We start from the raw sequence: 17,280 nt of genomic DNA, 5'->3' as shown, positions 1-17,280 counted from the left end.
CGAGAGGGATTATCCATGCCGATTATAGCGGATGCCGTCCCATGTTGCGCGGCAAAAATTTTACGAAACTTCCCCAGGCATTCCCGCCGTTACGGTAAAAAAGCAGCTTGCCGCGCCGGTATGGCAGGCGGGGCCGGTTTGATCGACCTGCAGCAGAAGGGCGTCACCGTCGCAATCCAGCACGATGCCGCGTAGTTCCTGAACATGGCCGGACGTCGCGCCTTTGCGCCACAGCTCGCGGCGCGCGCGGGACCAATAAGTCACGTCGCCGGTGCGCATCGTCGCGCCTACGGCATCCTTGTCCATCCAGGCGAGCATGAGAACTTTTCCCGTGTCCCATTGCTGGGCGACGGCAGGTACCAGCCCTTGCGCGTCGAATTTTATTTTGGATACGAAATCTTCTATGACGCTGTCTTGATAGACGGTTTTTGTCATGCCGAGGCTTGATGACGATCGGGATTCTGGTGGTCGCTGGTATCTCCGGCGAAGGCGGGAATGATCCGGCGGACAGCGGCGAGCAAACGGTCGACCCATGCAAGATCGGTCGGCAGATCGCCTTCGTGAATCGCTTTGGCCAGCCGTTCTTTGGACGAGAACCGATTCACATCCTGCCGCGCTTCCGCAAGCAGGTTGGCTTTCTTAAGGAACGCTTCGGCGTTGCAGCGGTGCCGCGTCACGAGCTCGGCGGCAAGGAGGCCGATATCGTCCGGACTGAGGCGAAGCAGATGATCCGGGTGATCGGCGGAAAGCGCCAGTCTTTTGGCTGCCTCATGATTCGCCGCGTCGATGACGGTGGCGGTATCGAAAGCGGCGGCGACGGCATAGACCCGGCCCTCGCAGAATACCGATTTGTCGGCATGATTGAACCCGCCCAGGGCGAACAAATCGGCCATCATGCGCGCGACCCTCGTTACGCCGCTGGCTTGAGCCAGGAACAACGTCGATTCCGCGTCGACACGAGCTTGGCCGGAATATACGCTATAGAGCGCTTCCAGCGATTCCGGCAACGTGCCGTCCATGACGGCGAATTGGTCGCCGAGGCTCATGTCGCATTCGCGGTGATTACGGCAGAAATGATGAATTTCAGCCGCAGTGAGGGGCAGGGGAGCGCCCGCTCCGTCAAAATCATCGCGGCCATAGCCGCAGACGCCCTTGATCGCGTCCCAATCATCGCCGGTAGCCAGGTTATTGCGGCTTCCTTCGGCCTGTTCGTCCGGCAAGATAGATCTGATATGCTGAAGATCGATCTGGCTTTTAGCCAGCCTCTGCACAAGCGCCATCAGCCGGTCATGGGGGAAAAGAGGCGCGCCCGCCTGTGGTTGCGGCCGTTTTTGTTGCGCCTGTTGTGATTGTTTATCGCTGCCCAACTGAGCGTCTCCTACGCAAGTTATGCACAGAATATTAACGCGAATTAGGATTATGGTTAACAGAAAATGACCACAATCTTAACAATTCATTGATGAGTGTGGTTGTTGGGGCACAGAAGCATAGGGCCGTGTGCCAGAATAACTATAGAGAAGGAGTTCTACGGCTTCTTTGAAGGAGCGCGAGCGTCTGGGCAGCTTGCCGCCTTGCCGTTTCAGGATCAACGCTAAATTGATGTTGAGCCATGCCACGCTCGCCTTCAACCAAAGAGCCGCCCCCATTTTTGAAAGGACATCCTTCGGTCAGCGCCGGAGGATAGGGCCGGTGCGGACCTATGGTCACTTTTACGGGCTGTCGCGTTCTTTTCGACATAGCCCTCCCTTTCTTAAGCGGCATCCTCGCCAGTGTCGGCCTTCTTCTTGCTCGCGCGCTTTTTGGCGGGCTTGGCTTCGATGTCTTCAGCAGCGGGAGCAGCTTCGGCGGCGGGGGCAGGGGCCTCCGCAAAAACCGCGGCTGCGGATTCCGCCTCGGCTGCCTCGGCTTTCGCCTTCACGGCGGCGCTTTTTTGCGCCTGCATCTTGCCTTCTTCTTCGGTGCGGGCGATGTTGACGGTGACCGGCACGCTCACTTCCGGATGCAACCGCACTTTGACCTGGAACAAGCCGATGGTCTTGATCGGCGAGGGGATTTCGACAGTGCGGCGCTCGATCTTATGCCCGGCTTCGGCGGCAGCCTCCGCGACGTCGCGGCCGGTCACTGAACCGTAAAGCTGTCCGGCTTCGCTCGCCTGACGGATGATAAGAACGGAAATGCCGCTTAGATTCTTGGCCTGAGCCTCGGAATCTTCGCGCAATTTAGCGTTCTGCGCTTCAATCTGAACGCGCTGCTTCTCGAAGAATTCCATATTCGTCTTCGTGGCGCGCAGCGCCTTCTTTTCCGGCAACAGATAATTGCGCGCGTAGCCGGGGCGGACTTTGACCACCTGGCCCAATTGTCCGAGACGCTCGATGCGTTCCATAAGAATGACTTCAATCATGTTATCTTCTCCAGTGTTTCAAGTTGTCTTTAGATGCTTGCTTTAGTCTTGCCATTTATTTTTATGCGAAGATGCAGCCATGGCTCCAATACCCCGACCGCCGCGACGACGATCGCGGGCCACCCGAACATAATCAGCACATAAAACCCCAGCAACCATAGATACTTATGACTCCGCTTGCCGGCCCACAAGTGCATCAGCGATATGCCGACGAAAAAATACGGCATCGATAGCGGCAGAAAAGTGTTGCGGGCGAAATAGGCGGCCGGACCGACAAAGAAAAAGCCGATCAAGCCCATTAAGGCCAGCAGAATAAGCAACGCGTAAGGCAAATCAAGGTCCGTTAGGCACGGCGTCGGGCGCAACGCCATCTTATTGGCCGTCAGCGCATATTGCGCCCACATCGCGGAAACCATCATGCCGGTCATCCAGAACGAGATGGTCAGCCCAGGCATGACGGCGATAAGCATATCGAGCGGCGCCTTGATGCTTTCGATGAGCGCGGCCTTGTCGGCTTTCGACAGATCGTTATCGAAGGCGATCATTTGCTCGAAATACTGCGCGAAAGCATCGTGCAGCGTTTTCTCTATGCCGCCATTGCCCGCGAACAAACATAACAGCCCGAAAGCAATCACCGGATATACCGCAACGGCCGTCAGCAGCCGTCCCGCCGGATACCAATATAAATTTTTATCGCCGTCATAACGATAACGCAATGCAAGTAAGCACAAAAGAAGCGCGGGCAGAATATAGACCACCACGATCGCCATCGTCATGACGATGTCATTGACCCCGAACATGATGGTCGCCGTAGCCACCATCGCCGCCACGATAGCATCGCCGCCGCCGACCCCAAGCCCAACCAGGCATAGCGGAACCGGCACGATCAGAACCAAACCGGACAGCAGCAAACTGTTTTGGCTACTGATTGCGATGACCGATAGGACGCCCGCGAACAAGCCGGCGAGAACAGCCGCCAGGAAACCCTGAACCCCACGCCTGGGAAGGGGAGAAGGGGGAGTGATCGCTTCCATATCCATGGAACGCCAGGGCGGGTTAGCCGCCCGCCTTCTTGTCGCAATATGGCAACAGCGCCAATTCCCGCGCGCGCTTGATGGCTATGGCCAATTCGCGCTGCTTTTTCACCGACACGGCTGATATCCGGCTCGGCATGATCTTGCCGCGCTCGGAAATATATCGGACCAAAAGCTTGGGATTTTTATAATCGATTTTCGGCGCCTGCGGATTGCTGAACGGGCAGCTTTTGCGCCGGCGGAAAAAGGCGGTGCGGCGAGCGCCGCCTGCTGCTGCTGCGGTATCGGTGCTCATGCCCGGTTCTCCTCTGGGGTATCGGATGCTGAATGGTCATGGCGCGGCGGACGGCCCGAACCATCCCGGCGCGGCGGGCCGCTGCGGTCGAAACGCTCGCCGCGTTCGCCGTCGCGCTCATCGCGGCGCATGATGGCCGAAGGCCCGGCCTCAAGCTCTTCGACAGCGACCGTCAGATAACGCAGCACATCCTCATGCAGGCGCAAATTGCGTTCCAGCTCCTGGATTGCGGCCGAAGGGCCATCGATATTGAACAGGACATAATGTCCCTTGCGGTTCTTTTTGATGCGATAAGCAAGGTTACGCAGGCCCCATTGTTCGGTTTTGGTCACTTCGCCCCCGCTCTTGCGGACGATTTCCGCAAATTCAGTGGCCAGCGCTTCGACCTGAGGCGTGGTGATATCCTGCCGCGCAATAAAGACGGACTCGTAGTATGGCATAAATCGGCTCTCCCCTATGGACATTTGCAGTTCATCGCTGGTTCCGGAACAATTCCGCACACATCAGCCGCACGAACCCCGGATCTATCCGCCAAAGCGGCGATCCACTAGCCGGTATCGTCAAGCCATGACACCAGCAAGGAGTTATATGAGCACAAGGCTATCTTATGACCCCGCACCTTAACGGGCGCCACTATAGTTCACTGAACGAGGAAAGCAAGCCTTATCCACATCCTTGAACTTAAGTTAATATATAATGGGCAAACTGAAAAATCGCTTTTAATACTAAGAGATACTCTATTATTTATATCATCCGCTATGACGCCCCTATAACCTTCTTTTGAGTCCCGACCCTAATGGCCGAAGCTGAATTCCGCTCGAAAAAAGGCAATTTAACCGGCACGCTCATTCTCGGCGCGCTTGGCGTCGTCTATGGCGATATCGGAACCAGCCCGCTTTACGCACTCAAATTAGTACTGCTTGGCCTTGGGGAGAATGCGGCGCTGAAGCCGGAATATCTTCTCGGTTCCTTGTCCCTGATTTTCTGGTCGCTGACGATCACGGTTACGATCAAATACGTCATGCTGATCATGCGGGCCGACAATAACGGCGAAGGCGGCGTTTTGGCGCTCGGAACCCTAGCGAGCAGGGGACTCCGCAAAACTTCGCGAATGCGGGCATTTTTCACGGCGCTTGCGATTTTAGGGTTTGCGTTATTCGTCGGCGACAGCCTCATTACTCCCGCCATTTCCGTTTTGAGCGCCGTCGAAGGATTGAAAACAGCGACGGTGGCGTTCGATCATTATATCGTGCCTATTACGCTGATCATTCTGGTCGGCCTGTTCATGATCCAATCCCACGGCACGCACCGGATCGGCGCGTGGTTTGGGCCGATTATGATATTGTGGTTTTCAACCATCGGTTTTTTAGGCGCGTTCCAGATTATGCGCGAATCCTCCGTTTTGGAGGCGATCGACCCTTCTTACGCTATCAACATGGCGCTTCGCGAACCCGGCAAGGTTTTTGCGGTCATGGGCTTCGTGTTTCTTGCCGTAACCGGCGGCGAGGCGCTCTACGCCGATATGGGCCATTTCTGCGCCCGTCCTATCCGGATGGCCTGGTTTTGGATTGTGTTTCCGGCATTGGTTCTGAATTATTTCGGCCAGGGCGCGCTCTTGATGCAGCATCCGGAAGTTCTGGATAGCATCTTTTTCGAAATGGCGCCGCCATGGGCGCTATATCCGCTTATCGGCCTTTCGGCCCTGGCGACGATCATCGCGTCGCAAGCGGTCATATCGGGGTTATTCACCGTGACGCAGCAGGCGGTTTCGCTCGGCTTTCTGCCGCGCATGCGGATCAGGCATACTTCGGCCAGGGAAATCGGCCAAGTCTACGTGTCCCGCATGAATTGGCTGGCGATGCTCGGCGTCGTCGCGCTTGTGCTGGGATTCCGCAGTTCGGACAATCTCGGTCATGCTTACGGCGTCGCCGTAACCGGCCTGATGATGGTCACGACTATAATAGCCGGGTTCGTCGCTGTATCGCTATGGCGCTGGCCCGTCATCATAAGCGTCGCCGTATTCGGCTCGCTGCTGCTTGTCGATACCGTATTCTTTGCCTCGACGATGCTGAAAATTTTCGACGGCGGCTGGTTCCCGATCGGCATCGCCTTTATTCTCTGCAGCATTGTCATGGTCTGGCGGCATGGACGAGGCGTTCTTTACGACGCGCTTTATAAAAAGGTATTGTCCAGCAGGGAATTCATCACCAGCCTGAACGAAAATGTTCCTCGCGTTCCCGGCACGGCGATCTTCATGACGGCCAATGTCGAGCGCGTGCCCAAGGCCATGCTTCATAATCTTCGCCATAACCGCGTCTTGCATGAGCGCATTATTTTCATGCGGGTCAAGGTGCTCGATGTGCCGTGGGTCAGCATCGGAGACCGGCTGGAACTCGAGGATTTGGGCCGTAATTTCTACACGGTGGTCGCCAAATACGGCTTTATGGATCAACCCGACGTGCCGCAGGCTCTGGCACTGCTTGCGCTCGACGGCTGGGATATAGATTTGAAGGCGGTATCCTATTTCCTGAGCCGAGAGACTCTTATCGCCTCGCACGTTCCTACCATGGGGCCGATCGAGGAGCAGCTTTTCATCGCTCTGTCGACAGCGGCGGAAAACGCCACGCATTACTTTCGCATCCCGCCCGAGCAGGTGCTGGAGCTTGGGACGCAGATCGAGATTTAGAATCCCGCCCGCATCCATGTGCAGAGATGCTTGGTGAGCAAGGTGTCGTTCAGCGTATAGAAATGGAATGACTTCACGTCATGCTCGATCAGGCGGGTGATCTGGTGCGACAGCACGTTCATCGCCAGCAGCTTGTGATCGATGCTTTCGGGATCGACGCCTTCGAACATCGTGTGGAGAAATCCCGGCACCTTGGCGTTGCACTTTTTCGCAAAACCCAGCATGCGGGGAAAGTTCAGGATAGGCAGCAGGCCCGGCACCAGCGGAATATCGATGCCGTGAGCGGTAACCTTGTCGCGCCAGCGCAGAAAAACTTCCGGATCGAAAAAGAACTGCGTCAGCACGCGGTCGGCGCCCGCGTCCGCCTTGCCCTTGAGGTGGTCGAGATCGAATGATTCCGACGGCGATTCCGGATGGGTTTCCGGATAGCCCGCCACGGAAACGGTCATGTCCGGATGCCGCTTTTTGATCCCGGTCACGAAATCGGACGTATAGAAATATCCGTCGGGGTGAGGGTGGTATGGCTCGTTCTGCGTCAACAGATCGCCGCGCAAGGCGACGATATGTCGCACGCCGTCATTCCAGAAATTATCGATGATGGAATCGACTTCCTCGCGGCTTCGTTCCGCGCAGGTCATATGCGCCGCGACCGGAACTCCCGTTTGTGTCGCAATGCGGTTGACCACCTGGCGCACATAGTCGACGATTTCCTTCGAGCCTCCGGCGCCGAACGTCACCGTGACATAGGACGGTTTCAGCGCCGCGTAGGCATCGACCGTTTCCAGCAGCTTGGCCATTCCCGCCTGGCTTTTTGGCGGGAAAACCTCGAGGCTGAAATCGATATCGGACGTGGTGAATTTACCGGCCATGAGACTCTTTTACGCCACCTTCCGCCGCGCGCTTTCGCGCATGGCTTTGGCGGCTGCCACCATTTTAATCAGCGCGGTTTTGGTTTCCGGCCAGGCGCGGGTCTTCAGGCCGCAATCGGGATTGACCCATATCTGGCTCGCATCGATGCGCGCGCTCGCTTTTTCCAGCAGCGCGCTCATCTCTTCCTGCGTCGGAACGCGCGGGCTATGGATATCGTAGACGCCGGGGCCGATTTCATTCGGATATTTGTCGGTGATGAAAGCGTCGAGCAATTCCATCTGCGACCGGCTCGTCTCGATGGAAATGACGTCGGCATCCAGTGACTTGATCGCGTCCATGATGTCGTTGAATTCCGAATAGCACATATGGGTGTGAATCTGCGTGTCGTCCTGCACGCCGGTATAGGAAAGCCGAAACGCCTGTCCCGCCCATGCGAAATAATCGTTCCACGCCGCGCGCCGCAGCGGCAGGCCCTCGCGGAACGCCGGCTCGTCGATCTGAATGATGCGGATGCCCGCCTTTTCCAAATCCAGCACCTCGTCCTGCAGCGCCAGCGCGATTTGATGCGTCGTCACCGAGCGCGGCTGATCGTCGCGCACGAACGACCATTGCAGAATGGTGACCGGGCCGGTCAGCATGCCCTTCATCGGCAGCTTGGTCAGGCTTTGCGCGTATTGCGACCAGTACACCGTCATCGGATGCGGCCGCGACACATCGCCGAAAATCACCGGCGGCTTCACGCAGCGCGAGCCGTAGGATTGCACCCAGCCGTTTTTCGTAAAAGCGAAACCGGACAGTTGCTCGCCGAAATATTCCACCATGTCATTGCGCTCGAACTCACCATGCACCAGCACGTCGATGCCGATTTCCTCCTGGAACGCGACGGACGCCTTTACTTGTTCCTTGAGAAAGGAATCATAAGCTTCGGCGGTGATGCGTTTGGCCTTGGCGTCGGCACGAGCCTTGCGTACGTCCTGGGTTTGCGGAAAGGAGCCGATCGTCGTCGTGGGATAAAGCGGCAGCTCGAAACGCTGTTTCTGCAATTTCTGGCGCGCGGGAAAGGGGGTCTTGCGCCCGGCGTCCGCGAGAGGCTGCTTTGCCAGACGCTGCGCCACCGCCGGATCATGAATCCGAGACGATTTGCCGCGCGATTCTGCCGCCTGATTGCTGGCAGCGAGAGCGTCGGCAATCGCGGCGCGGCCCTGATTCAGGCCCTTGGTGAGAACGGCCACTTCCTGCAGCTTTTGCTTGGCATACGCCATCCAGCCTTTCAGTTCCGGATCGAGATTAGTCTCCAGATCGAGATCGTAGGGAACATGCAGAAGCGACGACGAAGTGCCGACCCATATTCTGTCTTTGCCCAATCTCTCCGCAGCACGTTCCAAAAGCCGTAAGGATTGATCCAGGTTATTCCGCCATATGTTGCGGCCATCGACGACGCCAAGCGACAAGGTCATCGATGGCGGAATCTTCGCCAGCGCCGCGTCAAGCTCGCCGCCGCGCGTCAGGTCGATATGCAACGCGTCGACGGGAAGCTGCAGCGCCGTGTCAAGATTATCGCCCAGGCCGCCGAAATACGTCGCCACGAATAATTTCAGGCCGGTGGCCTGGCGCAACGCGGCATAGGCTTTGGCATAGGCCGCGCGCGCCGTATCGCTGAGGTCCATGACCAGAGCGGGTTCGTCAAGCTGCACCCATTGCGCGCCCGCCTGTTCCAATTGCTTCAGGCTTTCTACATAGGCGGGCAGGATGCGATCCAGCAAATCGAGATTGCGTCCGCCGCCATGGCGTTTGCCGAGCATCAGATAGGTGAGGGGGCCGATGAGAACCGGGCGCGTCACGATGCCCAGGGCTTTAGCCTCGTTGAATTGATCCACGGGCTTCGTCGTGGAAAGCTTGAAAGTCTGATCGGCGGCGAATTCCGGCACGATATAATGATAGTTGGTATCGAACCATTTGGTCATTTCCGCGGCGGGCACGTCCATGCCCTGCTGCTGCGCGCCGCGCGCCATCGCGAAATAGGTCGCCGGATCGACCTGTCCGCCTTGCCAGCCATAGCGCGCGGGCACGGCGCCAAGATGGGCGGACATGTCCAGCATCTGGTCATAGAGCGCAAAATCGTTGGACGGGATGGCATCGATGCCCGCATCGCGCTGCTGCTGCCAATGGAGGGCGCGCAGATCGGCGGCGGTTTTTTGCAGGTCGGCCTCGGAAGTCTGGCCCTTCCAATAGCTTTCCAGCGCCGATTTAAGCTCGCGGGATTTGCCGATGCGGGGGAAGCCGAGAATGGTCGAGAGCGCCATGGTTGTTCCTTCGCCAAGAAAGAGAGTGTGATGCGGGCGGGGAACGCGCATATTTTTCGTCAATATGCCCGGCCCACCGCTTTAGCCATTCCTTTAACGTGCCCGCAAGCTGATGGATCAAATGAGACACGAGGCATAATCATACATAGTAAATTTTGTATTGAAAACTATAATTTGCCGTGACCAAATTCAATCCGGCCCTCGCGCTGCAGGAAAAGAAAGCCCCTCCCATGAAGAAGAAAAACAACATATTCGAGCATTTTTCGCACGCCGTAACGAAATGGACGGGAACGACGACGGCCTTCATGATCGCGCTGGGAGTCATTATCCTATGGATTCTGTCGGGGCCGCTGTTTCACTATTCCGACACATGGCAGCTTGTCATCAATACGGGCACGACGATCGTGACCTTTCTTATGGTCTTTTTGATCCAGCGCGCTCAGAATAAGGATGCCAAAGCGATTGCCTTGAAGCTCAACGAAATCGTCGCGGCCATCGAAGGCGCGAGCAACCGTCTGATTGATGTCGAAAATCTTCCCGAAGACGAGCTCGATATTCTGCATCTGCATTATACAAAGCTCGCGCTGATGGCCAAGAAGGACACGGTGCTGACGAAATCCCATTCCATCGAGGAGGCTGAGATCCGTCATAGGCGGAAAATGATCCATGTGAAGCAGCAGGGCATGGAAATCGAGGAGGAGAAGGGGCAAGCCATTCCGTGAAGCACAGAACATAATGATTTTTAGCTCGCTCTTTTTATTCAAGCTGTGCGTTATTCCGGCCTTAATCGCCGTCGTGTCCTATGCCCAAAAGCGGTGGGGTCACAGCATAGGCGGCATGATCGGCGGATTGCCGCTGGTGGCGGGGCCGATCTCGATATTCCTGGCCGTAGAGCAAGGCTTGCCTTTTGCCCGCGCGGCAGCGCCGGAAACGGCGGCGGCGCTGCTCGGCACTTCGGCTTATGCGCTGACCTATATGCATCTTGCCCAATCCAGGCCATGGTATTTCTGCTGGATTTGCGGCATGGGCGCATGCCTGAGCGTATTTTATCTCCAGTCTTTGCTGCAGATTTCTCCTGTCTTTCAAATAGTCCTGGGCATTCTAGCCATGGCAATCAATACGATTTTTATATCCCGGATTCCGCCCAAACCGCATATCCATCCGGCGGGAACATCATGGGACATTCCCATCCGCGCCGTGGCCGTATTAATTCCGCTTTTACTGATTACCGGGCTGGCGCACATCATAGGGCCGAAATATAGCGGCATGTTTTCTTCATTTCCGGTTTTCTGGACCGTACTGTTTATCATGACTCAAATTCAGTGGGGCTACGACGCGCTGATCACTTTCTTTCGCGGGGCGGTTATCGGCAATTACAGCATGGTCGTATTTACGGCGGCGATTGCGTTCATTCCCGTCGATAACATTCCCGCACTCTATTTCATCGCCATTGCCGTCACCGCCGGCACGGCCTATTTCTTCAACCGCCACAAAGCATTCTTCCTGAAGATGCGCGTTTAGCGCCCTCTCTCATGACCATATTATTTAACATAATATATCTTATGCGGCAATTGGATGTAGGTCGGGCGATGCTGGCCATGCTCCCCACCGACCACCAGTTCTTGAGTTCACACAGGCTTTGATGCAGGCAATTCCGCCGCTGGCGCAGAATAATTATTCATTCGCGATTTTCTTGGCCTACAGCCGCCGGCATAAAGATTAGGCGGAAAGGCTTCCTGGGGCGTCATATCGACGAGGCCTGCGATATGAGCAGCGATCGCGGGCATCCGGCAAGGATGGTTATATGACTCGCGCGTAAGAAACGCCGATAAGACAGATTGGGTATATTTGAAGTCTTTATATAATTGCTTCTGATGCAACAGCTTGGCCAAATCGGCCCGGCTTGCAACGCCCCTCTCCTTCAGTCTGCGAGTCATCTCCTGCGCGGCGCTAAAAAAAGGATGATCATCCAATAACGCGCTAAACAAGCTTTCCGGATCGCGCCTGTATAAGGTGCTTCGACCGACGCACACGGCACTCGCGGCCTTGATTACGCTGCCGCCATGCGCCTTCAGCGCCGCCGCCAAAGTTTCTCGCCCGATTTGTTTTACGGTTTTTCTCGTGCCGTCCGGGCGGAGCAAATTGAGCGTCTCAACCGCGCCCATCTCATTCTCGGCCGAAGTCTGTCCATGTAGCCTTAGCAAGGCATGAGGATCATACCTCCTGTAGATGGTGGCCCGACCGATACCCATAACAGCCGCCATTTTCGTTGTATTGTTGCCATGCGCCGCCAGTGCCGCCGCCAAGGCTTCTTCTACAACTTCCTTTTGAGTTTTTCTCGCGCCGCCCGCGCGGAGCAGATTGAGCGTTTCACCCGGAGCCTTATCCTCGGCTGGATTCTGGCGATTCAGATCAACGATGTCGTTCATGGCGATACAATCTCCCTAATAAAATGAAAAAGAGGCCGCGTTATTTTCTTATCTAGGCGTCACCAAAGGCACGGAAGCCGGGCCGGAATATTTGTCCGATGGCGGCTCTGGAACAAATTTATGTTCGAGCATTTCGCTTGCCCTCTCCCGCCAAGCCTTCATCAGCGTCGGGACGTCACGCGCCTTGAAATGGGCGACATCCAGGACGATATACCGGCCAACCGGAGGCAGCATGATGGAAGTGCGTTTCGATAAATTGTCCTTTCGTTGCCACCGCCGAAGGAAAACGCACATTGAAGCGCCGACGCTATTGGTATTCTTATATATTCCCTGCTCGATCAATTTTTTTCCAAGATCGTTTACCGTATGCATGCCCATGTCTTGCAGCCGGGCCGTCAATTCGGTGGCGGCTTGGAAAAAGATATGGCTGACAAGCGGCTTGCTGCGCGGCGACGCTTTCTTCTCTTTCGATATTTGGCCTGCCCAGTCGTCCCTATGCCGGTACAGGGTAGTGCGGTCAATATCGAGCGCATGGGCGGCCAGGGCTTGATGGCCTTCAGCGGCTTCAAGCGCCGCCGCATATATTTCTCCCTTGAGCTGGCTAAGGGACTTTCGAGCGCCGTTCTTTTTAGTCAAAAATAAAACACTATGAGCAGGCAAGGATTCCGAGAGGCCGGGCGCTTCTGCATGAAAGTCCGGAATCCCGCGAGCGCGCTTGCGCACAATTTTCGGGGCAGCCTTCAGCATGCGGCCAGCGCGCGCCTTATTGCCTTTGGCGGCTTTAATCGTCGCCGCGTATATTTCCGCGACGGTTTGTTTCATGGATTTCCTGGTGCCATCGTCCCGGATCAAAAGCAGAGCCGTGGGCGTTGTTGGGTCCATGTTGGCGCGGGATTTTACTGCCGCCGCGCGCGCTGCTATATGATCCATAAGGCCGATCCTGTCATAAAGTTTTTATGCTGGCTTCGATTCCGGCAGAGGCGTTCCCGGGCCAGAATGACCGGTTGGAGGTTCGGGAGCATAATGGTTCGCCTGCTGAATTCTTTCCGCCACCCAGCCTCCCCATAACGCCTTAGTCTCATGCGGTGAAAACCCGCCGCATTCGGAAATGATGCTTTCCACAACCGGCGTCAGCAAAGGAGATGTTTTGGCAGAGAGGTCTTCCCACTGTTTGAGGAACTTCCACAGCCCTGTGTTGGCACTATTCGTGTTCGCGTATTTTCCACGCTGGACCAAGTCTTTGCTAAGATCGGCCATGGTGCGAATGCCCCTTTCCTTCAGTCTGGCCGTCAGTTCGGTAGCGCTCTGAAAAAAGAGATAATTGATAAGCGGTTTGCCCGGGTTGCCCTTCGGCCGCGGAGCCGTGGATTCAGAACGATGATTGTCCTTCCGGAGACTCTCGGCTTCAGGACGCTTTTTGCCGCCCCCCTTCTCTTGCTCAACGGCCAGGGTCAGAAAGGCTTCCTGCGGCGTCATATTGACGAGGCTGGCAATATGGACGGCCATAGGCGGCGCGGAAGCCATGCCGGCTTTGCCGAATTCCTGTCCACTGCTATTAAGAAACCCTGACAAGGCAGATTGGGCAGCATGAATGTTTTTATGGTGTCCACGCTCATATAACAGCCTGGCAATGTCGGCCTGGGTTGAAATATTTCTTCTCGCCTGAAGCTTGCCGGTCATTTCCGGAGCGGCCTGGAAGAAAGGATGGCTCCAAAGACCGGCAGCGTTCTGCGGACCGGCCACCGGCTTTTTTTCCGAACCCGGCAGAGGCTGCCGCTCGAGCTGAATTCCCGCCTCCGATTGCATAAGCCCGAGAAGACGCTTCGGTTCTCCTGCGTCCGGCGCGATAGCATACAGCCTGCATGTCTCCTGGATGGCCGCCCTGAAAAGGTTCGGCGCGATATTCGGAGACCCCGCTTCGATCTCTCTCCATACTTTGGGATTCGTGAGATGAGGAATGGTAACATCGGAAACGACATCCCGGACGTTGTCGCCTTTTTCGTAGCGTACGTCCCTGATGAATTGTCCGGTCGCCGCGCGCCAGTCATTATTCTGTTTCTGTGGCGGCTGTGGGATGATGTTATCCGATTCCGCGGAGGGAGTCCGAGAAAGATGATCGGCAATTTTGCGCCGCATGCTGTCCGAACAAATCCCCAATAGGCCGGCGGCCTGCGCGACATTGCCTTGGGCGAATGCATGAGTGACCGCGCATGCTTCATCCTTAATCTGGCCGATAGATTTCCAGGAGCCATCCTTCTCGGTTAAAAACACAACGCTATGGGCAGGCAAGGATTCCGGAGAGCTGAATGCTTTAGGAAGCGAAGCCTTGGCAATATGCTTCCGCGCGGTTTTCCAGTGAGTTTGCAGCATGCGGGCAGCCTCCGCGATATTGCCGCGGGCGGCTCTAATCGTAGTCGCATATGTTTCCCCGACAATTTCGTCCAAGGATTTTCTGGTGCCGTCCTCCCGGACTAAAAGAACGAAACTGCGTTCCATAGCTGCCTCGGAAGAAGGCAACGCGAGCGGCGTCGCAGGACCTATGCTTGATGCTTCTGCCGCCGCATCCAGCGCGGAAGCGGACAAAACGGGCGGCTTGTCATCGGCGACAGGAGGCAAAGATTCCGCAGGCACAGATGATATTGCGGGAGCAGGAATCGAAACGGGCTTATCGGCAATCGGCGGCAAAGCGTCCACGGGGGCGGATGATGATGCTTCGGCAACGGTAACCGCCGCGACTGGCGTATCGACGACAGCCGGTATAATTCCGTAGGGCTAGATGCTGCAACCGGAACCGGGGGCGCGGGCGCATCGCTGATAACAGGCGGATTGGCGGGAGGCGGCGGCGCAGAGGAGACGGGTTCGGCGTCAGCGCCCATCCCAGCCTCTTCCGCTGCGATTATTTTATTCGAGTTCAAAGATATGATGTCTCCGCTCTTGTTTTCCGCCCCGGCCAATACCGGCAAGTCGTCTTTATCCTGCGGCGAGGCGATCTTTGCATGTTCAGGAACGAGGATCGGACGCTGCCTGCCCTCCTCCGTCGCCATTCCAGAACGCTGGATGATATTTTGCAGCTCGCGCATATTTTCGACCCTCACATATTCCAGGCCGATGGGCTGGCCTTCGTCCGTCATAATGACGGCGCGCTGGACGACGTTTTGCAGTTCGCGCACATTGCCGGGCCATGAATATTCCGCCATAGCTTTTCGGGCTGACTCCTGAAATCCCGCGGATTTTCTTCCCTCCTCGGCATTGTAACGCTCGCATAATTCCTCGGCCAGACGCAGGGTGTCTTCCGGCCGTTCGCGCAGCGGAGGCAGATGGATCGGAACGGCGCTCAGGCGGTAATACAGATCGCTCCTGAATTTGGATTTGGCGATGGCCTTCTCGAGATCGCGATGCGTGGCCGTGATGATGCGCACATTGGTGCGCTGGGGCTGCGTGCTGCCGAGCGGCGTATATTCATGTTCCTGCAAAACGCGCAGCAATTTGGCCTGAGACGCCATGGGCATGTCGCCGATTTCGTCCAGGAACAGCGTGCCGCCTTCCGCCGCGCCGAACATGCCCCTCTTGTCCCTGACCGCTCCGGTGAAAGCGCCCTGCTTGTATCCGAATAACTCGCTTTCGAGCAGAGTTTCGGGAATGCCGCTGCAGTTGATGGCAATGAACGGCCCATGCTTGCGCGGACTTTCGTTATGGATGGCGCGGGCCAGAAGTTCCTTGCCGGTGCCGGTTTCGCCCGTGATGAGCACGGAAACCGGCGGCGTGGCCCGCGAGGCTGCCGCGCGGCGAGCCATGTTCAGGGCGCCGGCCATGCTCGGATGGGTGCTGATATCGTCCTATACCCAAGGCTTCGGCGCGAGGTGCAGTCGCCGCCGCAGGCGGCATTATCTGATTCATGTCAATAATCCAGACGTCAACGAAACCGGGTAAAATATGACTTTAAGTTCTAGGCAAGCTTGTATCGCGACAACTATATATTGACGCGCATTGCCCAGGCAAGGGGGGTTTTTGACCAGAAAACCGCCCCTCCTCGCCCTTCCTTCTTCTACCCCGCGCTTAACCGACGTTGCGACGAGGGCGGGCCTGCGGCGAGAACGGCGGTATCATCCTCCGGCCGCAGCGGCAATGGCGCGGCGGCGCCGGCGGGCGCTGGCGGGGGCGGCGGTTTATCATTCGGCGCGGAGGTCTATTGTGATGCGGACATTTTTCTTGCCGACGCCGCGCGCCCATTCCGGAAGAGTGTCCTGCGATAGAAAAGCATAATCTTCCATATTCAGGATGATGGCAGGATTTACGGCCATCATGATTTGGCGAACATTCTTCGCGGCTTCGGCGACGGCGACGACGCCTTTGGCCTGGCCGATCATTTCATCACGGCGGGTTTGATCCGCGGCGCCGTCGATTTCCGCGCATAGTTTCGTGAAGCGCGCATGGCAGCGATCAAGAATCATTTCGACCTTTTCGGCCCGGCGCTGGGTCGAGAAACCGGCGGGAGAAGCGTCGCCCGCAAGCAAATTGTCGAATTTTTCTATTGCGGCGAGTTGCACTTCCGGGTCCTCATTGCCGATAACCATGGAGAGCAGAAGGTCAGGATTGCCCTGGTTCTGGGCGGCGCTGATCGCGAGCCAGTTATTGGTGGCGCTTTCCGGCGGCCTGACCTGCGGCGCGGCCTCCCCAAGAATTTTGATCGCCTCCAGCGCCGCCTGCCTGACGGCTATGGAACTGTCTTTTTCGGCAATCTTTCCCAACGTTATTACATGCTCGCGATGCGCAAAACGCGGATATTCATGGCCGATCAATTGCGTGTATTCCGTAATGGCTTCCAGGCGGGTATCGGCATCGAGATTGACGGCATCGGCGCGGCCGATGAAGGAACGCGCGGCATTCCTCACGGCATTAGACATGTCCCGGCTCATCGACGGAGGAATTTTAATGGCGGGATCCAGCGCGGCGATAGATTCAATGCTATGCTCGACGCAATGCCGAAGAAGGCTGATATTATGGAGGTTATTATAACGGACGAGGCGTATATCCGCTGCGGAAGGAGGTTCAATTCCGTCACGGATATTGGCAAGTTGATTGATAATGCCTTGGTTGGCCATGGCTGGACAGATTTCAATTTGTTTTCTAACGCTCACCAGCCCGGCAATAAGAGAATTGGTCACATGTTCCCATGAGGTGAGACCTGAAGGGCCATGATATTGAACGTCGCAATCAAGCTGATTGAGCCGTTCCGCGATAGTCGGCTTGTTTGTTAAGCGA

General features: G+C 56.5%; 15 protein-coding genes, 1 pseudogene and 1 riboswitch. Of the genes and pseudogenes, 3 read left to right on the top strand and 13 right to left on the bottom strand.

The features are described 5' to 3' along the window. Positions 1–60: 60 nt before the first annotated feature. From hisI to rpsF, 6 genes and pseudogenes are all read right to left on the bottom strand, one after another. Positions 61–435: a phosphoribosyl-AMP cyclohydrolase gene (gene hisI / locus WDO70_10455; GenBank protein MEJ0063589.1), complete on the bottom strand. Its 375-nt coding sequence runs from the start codon at positions 433–435 to the stop codon at positions 61–63. Beyond that, the gene (locus WDO70_10450) at positions 432–1,367 is read right to left on the bottom strand and encodes a hypothetical protein (GenBank protein MEJ0063588.1); all 936 of its coding nucleotides are present in this window, start codon (positions 1,365–1,367) and stop codon (positions 432–434) included. The genes hisI and WDO70_10450 overlap by 4 nt, the downstream gene beginning before the upstream one ends. A 470-nt stretch (positions 1,368–1,837) precedes the next feature. Further along, positions 1,838–2,398 (bottom strand): annotated as a pseudogene (gene rplI / locus WDO70_10445) (50S ribosomal protein L9). A 32-nt stretch (positions 2,399–2,430) separates the two neighbouring features. Further along, positions 2,431–3,441, bottom strand: coding sequence for a hypothetical protein (locus WDO70_10440; GenBank protein MEJ0063587.1), 1,011 nt, complete (start codon positions 3,439–3,441; stop codon positions 2,431–2,433). 16 nt (positions 3,442–3,457) lie between these two features. Continuing rightward, positions 3,458–3,730: a 30S ribosomal protein S18 gene (gene rpsR / locus WDO70_10435; protein ID MEJ0063586.1), complete on the bottom strand. Its 273-nt coding sequence runs from the start codon at positions 3,728–3,730 to the stop codon at positions 3,458–3,460. After that, entirely contained in the window at positions 3,727–4,170 is a 444-nt protein-coding gene (gene rpsF / locus WDO70_10430; protein MEJ0063585.1) for a 30S ribosomal protein S6, read from the bottom strand. The genes rpsR and rpsF overlap by 4 nt, the downstream gene beginning before the upstream one ends. A 356-nt stretch (positions 4,171–4,526) precedes the next feature. Here rpsF and WDO70_10425 point away from each other — a divergent pair, with 356 nt between their 5' ends. Next, positions 4,527–6,416 (top strand): potassium transporter Kup, encoded by a 1,890-nt coding sequence (locus WDO70_10425; GenBank protein MEJ0063584.1) that lies wholly within the window; start codon positions 4,527–4,529, stop codon positions 6,414–6,416. Here WDO70_10425 and WDO70_10420 read toward each other — a convergent pair. Both WDO70_10420 and metE read right to left on the bottom strand, forming a co-directional pair. Beyond that, positions 6,413–7,285, bottom strand: coding sequence for a methylenetetrahydrofolate reductase (locus tag WDO70_10420; GenBank protein ID MEJ0063583.1), 873 nt, complete (start codon positions 7,283–7,285; stop codon positions 6,413–6,415). The two genes, WDO70_10425 and WDO70_10420, sit on opposite strands and share 4 nt — an antisense overlap. Positions 7,286–7,294: 9 nt before the next feature. Further along, positions 7,295–9,589, bottom strand: a complete 2,295-nt coding sequence (metE, locus tag WDO70_10415; GenBank protein MEJ0063582.1) for a 5-methyltetrahydropteroyltriglutamate--homocysteine S-methyltransferase — start codon at positions 9,587–9,589, stop codon at positions 7,295–7,297. Positions 9,590–9,649: 60 nt separating this feature from the next. Beyond that, positions 9,650–9,729, bottom strand: a riboswitch (SAM riboswitch). A gap of 90 nt (positions 9,730–9,819) precedes the next feature. Here metE and WDO70_10410 point away from each other — a divergent pair. Then, entirely contained in the window at positions 9,820–10,311 is a 492-nt protein-coding gene (locus tag WDO70_10410) for a low affinity iron permease family protein (protein MEJ0063581.1), read from the top strand. Between the two features lie 13 nt (positions 10,312–10,324). Beyond that, positions 10,325–11,110, top strand: coding sequence for a hypothetical protein (locus WDO70_10405; GenBank protein MEJ0063580.1), 786 nt, complete (start codon positions 10,325–10,327; stop codon positions 11,108–11,110). Positions 11,111–11,217: 107 nt separating this feature from the next. On the opposite strand, the gene WDO70_10400 is transcribed toward WDO70_10405, so the two are convergent. The 5 genes from WDO70_10400 to WDO70_10380 form a co-directional block, all read right to left on the bottom strand. After that, positions 11,218–12,018, bottom strand: a complete 801-nt coding sequence (locus tag WDO70_10400) for a helix-turn-helix domain-containing protein (GenBank protein MEJ0063579.1) — start codon at positions 12,016–12,018, stop codon at positions 11,218–11,220. 48 nt (positions 12,019–12,066) lie between these two features. Continuing rightward, positions 12,067–12,948: a helix-turn-helix domain-containing protein gene (locus WDO70_10395; protein ID MEJ0063578.1), complete on the bottom strand. Its 882-nt coding sequence runs from the start codon at positions 12,946–12,948 to the stop codon at positions 12,067–12,069. A 24-nt stretch (positions 12,949–12,972) separates the two neighbouring features. Then, a complete protein-coding gene (locus tag WDO70_10390; protein MEJ0063577.1) occupies positions 12,973–14,535 on the bottom strand; it encodes a hypothetical protein in 1,563 nt (520 codons plus the stop codon). A 20-nt stretch (positions 14,536–14,555) separates the two neighbouring features. After that, complete coding sequence (locus WDO70_10385) at positions 14,556–15,830, bottom strand: sigma 54-interacting transcriptional regulator (protein ID MEJ0063576.1); 1,275 nt, start codon at positions 15,828–15,830, stop codon at positions 14,556–14,558. Between the two features lie 357 nt (positions 15,831–16,187). Then, a complete protein-coding gene (locus tag WDO70_10380) occupies positions 16,188–16,922 on the bottom strand; it encodes a hypothetical protein (protein ID MEJ0063575.1) in 735 nt (244 codons plus the stop codon). Positions 16,923–17,280: the final 358 nt, after the last annotated feature.

The sequence above is a fragment of the Alphaproteobacteria bacterium genome (genome assembly GCA_037200005.1).
GTDB lineage: Bacteria > Pseudomonadota > Alphaproteobacteria > UBA9219 > RFNS01 > JBBCGY01.
The sequence above is the reverse complement of the archived record's forward strand: the minus strand, read 5'-3'. Positions and strand labels throughout refer to the sequence as shown.